The following is a 6,895-nucleotide window of genomic DNA, read 5'->3' on the forward strand; positions in this document are numbered from 1 at the left end:
CTTCGTCGCCGAGCACAACCAAAACCCGAAGCCCTTCGTCTGGCGCGCCGATCCAGACGCCATCATCGCTGCACGAAGCCGAGGGTTCCAAACGTTGGAGTCAATCCACTAGTGCCGAGACGTCCAAAGATCGATCAGCATCCATGGACAGATCCATCGCGTTGCCGGCATTGGATGGGGCAGGTGAATCCGGAACTTGTCAACTTCCGGACCAATCCGCTGAAGCGTTCAGCCCGTCCGGATTGTAGCAGACCAGGTGCTTTGCCGCAGGCGACGTAGGCAGCCCGAAGCACGAGGAGACTCGCCGGCGAGCGTTCTGAGCCCGGTGCTAGGCAACTAGCCGCACAGGCCACGAACCTCACCACAGAGCTCTCCTGACTCTTGGCGGCGCATCCGATCCCGCATCGCCGACAATTCTCACGATCCTATTAGTGGAACGCTCAGACGAGTGGCGGATGCTCCTCGCCGGAGGTGTGCGCCATGCCCACTGTCAGTCCGTGGAAGCGACAGGAACGTCTCGACAGTGCCGCCCGGCTGCGGCGGCGATTTGAACGCGTCCCACGACGGCGCCAGCGATCACGGTGGCTGCGGGACCTGTCTCTGCTGCTGTTCAAGGTCGTAGCGATCGTCGGCGTCGGCGGCGCGGTCATGTATGCTGCTCCGGACCATCAAGGCACTTGGTCAGGGATCACGACGAAGCATATTTTTGGGTATCGGAACTGCGACGCTGTGCGCGCTGCAGGTAAGGCGCCGCTAAGGCGAGGGCAGCCGGGATACGCTCGTCATCTGGACCGCGATGATGATGGTATCGCTTGCGAGCCGTGGCTGGGACGGCGGTAGCAAAAGGCCATATCGTAGCAAAGGCCATATCTGAGAGAGCGAAACAGAGCCCCCTCCTATATATTCGCTCCCTGCCGGTTTGCTCGTGTTCATGGAGCGTCTTCAGCAGGAAGAGGCACCTCCCAGAACGCTGCGAAGCTCTGCGATGCTGAGCCAGTGGCGTGTGCGGTGGATCATGCGGTGGCAGTTGGCGCAAACCAGCGCGAGATCTTCCAGGCGCGTCTTGGTCTCCTCGGCAAGCGTATGCAGCGGCTGGGTGTGATGGACCTCGATGAAGCCATCCCCTCGCTCCCCATAGCGCTCATGGAAATCGAAGTCGCACGCCTCACACTGCAGACGGCCGGTCGCCTTAAGCGCGGCCTCCTTCCGCTTTTGGACAAGAGCTCGGTTTCGCTCCCGGCGAGTGTGCAGAACAGTCAGCAGCCGGCCCTCTGTAGCCTCAGAATCCTCGCCAAGTGCGATAGGCGCGAGCTCGGCACCGTCGGCATGCACAACTGCGGCTCTGATTGCGGCCGCAATCGCTTCGAGGCGCTTGGGACTGTTGGCGAACTCTGCCCAAACAACGGCCTCGTCTTTATTGCCTCTCGTCAACCCCACCCGGCCTGCAGATGTGAGGCAATATTGGGAAATCTCGAAGTAGGCGTAAATATGGAATCCAACTCTTACGAAATCATGACAATTGATAGAGGTAGCGTTCTCAAAATGTTCGTGAAATAGCGTGGCGCCGTATATAAAACCGTAACGCGTAAGAGAATAGGTTGCTAAGATCAGGTCCTTCTTGTCACACAGACCGACAAGCCGCTTAACATTAGCTTCTGCATGACGGATATCTGCAATTGAGCGGGGTCTTCCTCCACCAATTTCGTCAAGGCCGTGCAATATCACAATGTCCTGTCAAAATTCAGCTGGGGATGGTCTTCTTTTGTCAGAGAATAGGCCGGATGGATTATTGTAAAATCGAACCTCGAGAGCAGGTTATCACAGGTAGCCACACCGTCGGCACGCGCCCCCGGCTTTGATAAGAGACCGGCGCGCTCGCAAGGCGCCGACCATGCCTCGGTTGACTGGAAGACGCGTCGTTTGCGGACATCACCGTCCCTGCACCGCGCGTTTCCTCGCAGACGATGGTCCCGACACACGGGGCAACGGCCGGAGAGGTGGCAGAGTGGTCGAATGCACCGCACTCGAAATGCGGCNGCGCGTTTCCTCGCAGACGATGGTCCCGACACACGGGGCAACGGCCGGAGAGGTGGCAGAGTGGTCGAATGCACCGCACTCGAAATGCGGCATACGGCTCATTCGAATGCGGCGCATCGAGGAGCCTGTTGGAGCATCGGTGGAAGAGCGCGCGCGTCGGCTCAGGTGACCGTCTGCACCGGCGAACGACTTCCGAGCGACTTCGGCAGGTCCATCGAGACGCCAAGCATAGAGACCGAGGCGCCGCGATCAACCTTGACCCGCATCTGCTCCCGGTCGACCGAGCAGTGTTTGGCGATCACGGCCAGGATCTCTTCCCGCAGTAGGGCAACGAGATCGGATGGGTTCGTCGTCTCACGCTCATGCGAAAGCAGAAGCTGAAGGCGTTCGCGGGCCTGTTGAGCCGAACTCGTGCCAGGCTCGCCAATGGGCTCGTCCGACAGAAGGTATCTCAGTCTGGCGCGCGCCTGCGACGCCGAGCCGGCGCGGGGTCTGAAGAGAGCTAGAAGGTTCATGCCGCTCTCCTTGTGAAGAACTTGCCAAAGAACCCTTTGGGCTCGCTTGTCATTATGATCGGGATGCTCTCACCGCAGAGCCGTCTGGCGGCTTCGCTATAGGCCCGGGCTGGCGCGCTCGCTGCATTGCTCAATGTCACCGGCGTCCCGGTATTGGATGCCCGCAGCACCTCCTGGCTTTCCGGGATAATACCAAGAAGGGGCAGGGCCAGGATTTCCAGGACGTCCTCGACCTTCAGCATTTCGCCGCGGGCGGCCCTGACAGGGTCGTAGCGCGTAAGAAGGAGGTGCTTCTCGACCTGCCCGCCCTCCTCGGCCTTCTTTGTCTTGGAATCGAGAAGGCCGATGATGCGGTCGGAGTCGCGCACGGATGACACCTCCGGATTGGTCACGACGACAGCCACGTCTGCATGGCGCATTGCCAGGGTGGCGCCGCGTTCGATCCCGGCTGGGCTGTCGCAGACAATCCAATCAAACATCTCACGCAGTTCACCGATCACGCGCTCAACGCCCTCGGGAGACAGGTGGTCCTTATCTCGTGTCTGCGAGGCGGGCAGCAGTGACAACGTGTCTACGCGCTTGTCGCGGATCAGTGCTTGGCTGAGATTGGCGTCGCCCTGCACTACGTTGATGAAGTCGTAGACAACGCGCCGCTCAGCGCCCATCACCAGATCCAGGTTCCGCAGGCCAACGTCGAAGTCGACGACCACGACTTTCTGCCCAGTTTTGGCAAGAGCCGCACCGAGCGCTGCCGTGGAGGTTGTCTTGCCAACCCCGCCCTTTCCCGAAGTCACCACGAGCACCTTGGCCATTGCGCATTCCTCCCTCGAGGGGTCAGAGGTTACGTCTGACTATCCTAAATTAGTTCAGTGAACTACGGCGACAGTTGTCGGCGGGCGCGGATGTAGATTACGCTCGTTGGCGACGGCCTCTCTCAGTCCCGATACTCCATTCTATGTCGCTAAGCTTGCGCGAGACCTGCGACGAGGGCAGCAGCCGGCCACGATCGTTCGCCATGCCGGCAGCTTGGGCCGTTCGCGAGGAGTTCGCCAAGGTGAGTGATCTACGCCTTGGAGCTTCCACTCGCTCAACTCTCGGAACCATGCGGCAGACTCGCGATTCTACGTCCAAGGAGGGCGAAATGGCGAAATTCTCACATGGCGATCGTGTCAGCTGGAATTCCGAAGCTGGCCGAGTGACGGGCAAGATCATCAAAGTTCACAACAATGATTTCGACTACAAGGGTCATCGACGTCGCGCGTCGAAGGATGATCCACAATACGAGATCGAAAGTGAGAAAACCGACCACATAGCCGCTCACAAGGAAAACGCGCTGACGAAGATCGACTGATGGCTGCGCAGTTTACCAGCATCGGCCATTCGAACCGTGACCTTGGCGACGTCATCGACATGCTGCGAGAGGCGCGTATAGCCTTGGTGATCGATGTCCGCACGTTTCCGCGGTCACGAAACAACCCAGTCTACAACATCGATAGCTTCCCAGACGATCTCGCGCAGTTGCAGATCCGATATCGGCACTCGCCGGGACTAGGCGGACGGCGATCGAAGCAACCCGGGATCGACGAAAGCCTCAATGCAATGTGGCGCCTGCGAAGTTTCCATAATTATGCGGACTACGCCCTAGGTGACGAATTCGGGGCGGCCTTCGATGAACTTGTCAGCCTCGGCCGAGCGCAGCGTATCGCGATGATGTGTTCGGAGGCGGTCTGGTGGCGTTGCCACCGCCGGATTATTACCGATTATCTGCTGTTAAACGGCCATGCGGTCGATCACTTAATGGCGCCCGGTCGTATCGATCTCGCCACCCCAACGCCGGGTGCGCAGAAGACAGCAGAGGGCAAAATCGTTTATCCGGCCCCTGCAACAGAAAGTTAGACGACTAACTGCATCTGTTGCATCGAGCGCGGTCTGTCTGCCGTTGCTGAAGCCTTATCCAGACGCCAGCGCGAGCCACCCTCGGCACCCTCTCCAAGAATGCGGCGGAGACAAAAGACATCGAAAGGCCTCCACAAATCGCTCGAGGAAACTCGTTGGCGAGCATTCCTGACTGGACGTAGGGTAGCAGACGTGCTCACGGAGCGCGCCAGTCAGCGGACCTGAGTCAGGGCAGCACATCCGCAATCGAGAAGAAGCTAACGCGCAGCGCGAATCAACGGCGTGATCCGGCGGAGGGCGACGCGCCGATTCTCTCGCTCCGCTTCTTTCGTTTCGATCTTCAGGTGTTGTTCGCCATATCCCTGCGTCACGAGGTTCTCCGGAGGAATGTCGAAATCTTCCGACAATGCCACGGCGACCGCCTCTGCGCGGCGGTCGGACAGGAGCAAATTCGCTTCATCCGAGCCGACAGCATCGGTGTGCCCCTCGATCAGAAAGATATCGTCGGGACGCTTGGCGATGATCGCCTCGATAGCAAGTCCGACGCTGTCCAGCGCATCAAGTTCCTCCAAACCCACGACAGCGCTTCCGAAGGCAAAGGTAATCGTATCCAGATCGACCCGTCGCACCTTGTCGCGCAACCGGTCACTGTAGCGCACCTCATCGAGCGAATAGATGCGCTCCACGTCCTCGACCGGCGGTGCCGTCAGCGCTGCCTCTACCTGAAGCGGCGTCGCAGCCCGGGTCTCCACGATGTATTCGTCCTGCGGAATGGCGACGACGAGTGGCGGCAGGGGACCGATCTCTGCATAGAAACGGCGATCGTTTCTGGCCGGGCTGCGTAGTGAATCCTCCCAACTGAGATTGTCGATAAGGACGATCTCCTGGCCGTTCGGCAGGACGCGTGTCCGCAACAGAATGTTGCCATAGACGTCTCGGACGGTTTGGACGCGCACGCCATTTCCACGGTAGACCGTAGTAAGGGTCTCGCCGTTGCCAAGATCCTCGACCTCGACGTCGCGTGCCCTGGACAACAGCCGGTCGCCTTCCTGTTCCGGCTGGATGATCAGCTGATCGCCGAGTCGGATGATGATTCGGTCGCCTTGCCGCTCGACAATTTCGCCGCGGTCACCAGGATCATTCCGTCTCTCTCGACGCCATTCGGCGCGGTCGTCGTCGCGCAGGCGCTCGACCGCGACACCATTCCGGCGACGCTCCTGCCGCTGTTGCCGACGCTCGGACCGTGCGCCCGTTTCGAAGCCGTCGTCGCTCTGACTGGCTTCGACCTGCTCGCGCTGGCGCTCCAGTTTTCGCTGCAACCGCCGCAGTTCGTCGAGCTCCTCGGATCCTCCTTGTATCTGCAGCTGCTGCTCCACCGTCGTGGTAGCGGCGGCGGCCGGCGCGATGGTCCGGGCCGGGGGAGAGTCCCGGTTCTCACGTCGTAGTTCACGCGCGCGTCTACGTTCATCGCGAGCGTCCACGGGCGACGCTCCCAGCGGCGCAGTGACTGAAGAAGGCTGGGAAACGTTCGGTGCGCCGTTGCGCTCTTGCCGCCTGCGCTCGCGCTCCTGGCGGCGTTCTTCACGAGCGGTTGCGGGCTGCCCTGCGGCGGGCAGGCTTTGGGCGGCCGCGTCCGCTGGTGCGCCTGTGGGAGGCGATGCTGACTCCGCAGGCACCGGTTCCGCAGCGACTGTCGAGGGATCACTCGCGTTCGGCTGCCGGGCCGTCCCTGCAGAACCTTCCCGCCGCTCCTCGCGTTGGCGCTCTCTTTCGAGGCGCCGCTCTTCGCGCACGCCCGTGGGCTGGTCTGCAGCGGGGACAGCCTCGCCAACTGGCACCGGCGCAGGGCTCGCCGGAGCAACCTCTTGAGGTCCTGCCTCGGGAACGGCTTCCAACGGCCCCGCTCCGGGCTGTGATGGAACGGGCGCAATCTGCGCCGGTTGCTCGACCACTCCCGCGGGTTCTAAACGACGGCTCTCGCGTTCTCGGCGACGCTCTTCGCGGGCATCGAGAGGCTTTTCGGCGTCAATCCCCACGGCCTCGGCTGCGGCTTCAGCCTTGATCCGAGCTGCCTCGGCTGTTGCAGCTTCCTCCTCCACAGCAGCGGCCGCTTCCTGAGCCAGACGCGCTGCTTCTTCCTCCGCGATGCGCGCTGCCTCGGCGGCAGCGGCCTCTTCTTCGGCTGCCGCCTGGGCTGCCGCTTCCTGTTCGGCGGCAGCAGCTGCTTCCTGCGCCAGACGAGCGGCTTCTTCCTCAGCTACGCGGGCTGCGTCGGCGGCTGCGGCTTCCTGCTCGGCGGCCGCCTGGGCTGCCGCTTCCTGTTCGGCGGCAGCAGCTGCTTCCTGCGCCAGACGGGCGGCTTCTTCCTCAGCGACGCGGGCTGCGTCGGCGGCTGCGGCTTCCTGCTCGGCGGCCGCCTGGGCTGCCGCTTCCTGTTCGGCGGCAGC

Annotated in this window: 7 protein-coding genes and 1 pseudogene; 4 read left to right on the plus strand and 4 right to left on the minus strand. The window is 61.7% G+C overall.

The window, feature by feature from the left end; translation table 11 throughout:
* Both VQ042_RS24170 and VQ042_RS24175 read left to right on the plus strand, forming a co-directional pair.
* Window positions 1-112 (plus strand): annotated as a pseudogene (locus VQ042_RS24170) (IS630 family transposase); the annotation flags it as partial.
* A 536-nt stretch (window positions 113-648) separates the two neighbouring features.
* Window positions 649-840, plus strand: a complete 192-nt coding sequence (locus tag VQ042_RS24175; RefSeq protein ID WP_331822831.1) for an excalibur calcium-binding domain-containing protein — start codon at window positions 649-651, stop codon at window positions 838-840.
* Between the two features lie 102 nt (window positions 841-942).
* Here VQ042_RS24175 and VQ042_RS24180 read toward each other — a convergent pair whose 3' ends face one another.
* From VQ042_RS24180 to minD, 3 genes are all read right to left on the minus strand, one after another.
* Complete coding sequence (locus VQ042_RS24180; protein ID WP_331822826.1) at window positions 943-1,719, minus strand: HNH endonuclease; 777 nt, start codon at window positions 1,717-1,719, stop codon at window positions 943-945.
* A 479-nt stretch (window positions 1,720-2,198) separates the two neighbouring features.
* The gene (gene minE / locus VQ042_RS24185; RefSeq protein WP_331822832.1) at window positions 2,199-2,480 is read right to left on the minus strand and encodes a cell division topological specificity factor MinE; all 282 of its coding nucleotides are present in this window, start codon (window positions 2,478-2,480) and stop codon (window positions 2,199-2,201) included.
* 68 nt (window positions 2,481-2,548) lie between these two features.
* Window positions 2,549-3,364, minus strand: coding sequence for a septum site-determining protein MinD (gene minD, locus VQ042_RS24190; RefSeq protein ID WP_331822827.1), 816 nt, complete (start codon window positions 3,362-3,364; stop codon window positions 2,549-2,551).
* 329 nt (window positions 3,365-3,693) lie between these two features.
* Between minD and VQ042_RS24195 the strand changes: the two genes are divergently transcribed.
* A complete protein-coding gene (locus VQ042_RS24195; RefSeq protein WP_331822828.1) occupies window positions 3,694-3,903 on the plus strand; it encodes a DUF2945 domain-containing protein in 210 nt (69 codons plus the stop codon).
* Window positions 3,903-4,448 (plus strand): DUF488 domain-containing protein, encoded by a 546-nt coding sequence (locus VQ042_RS24200; RefSeq protein ID WP_331822829.1) that lies wholly within the window; start codon window positions 3,903-3,905, stop codon window positions 4,446-4,448. The genes VQ042_RS24195 and VQ042_RS24200 overlap by 1 nt, the downstream gene beginning before the upstream one ends.
* A 257-nt stretch (window positions 4,449-4,705) precedes the next feature.
* Here the strand turns inward: VQ042_RS24200 and VQ042_RS24205 are convergent.
* Window positions 4,706-6,895: OmpA family protein (locus VQ042_RS24205; protein ID WP_331822830.1), on the minus strand; the 2,190-nt coding region annotated here is incomplete at its 5' end.

It is taken from the genome of Aurantimonas sp. A2-1-M11 (assembly GCF_036549475.1).
Classification (GTDB): domain Bacteria; phylum Pseudomonadota; class Alphaproteobacteria; order Rhizobiales; family Rhizobiaceae; genus Aurantimonas.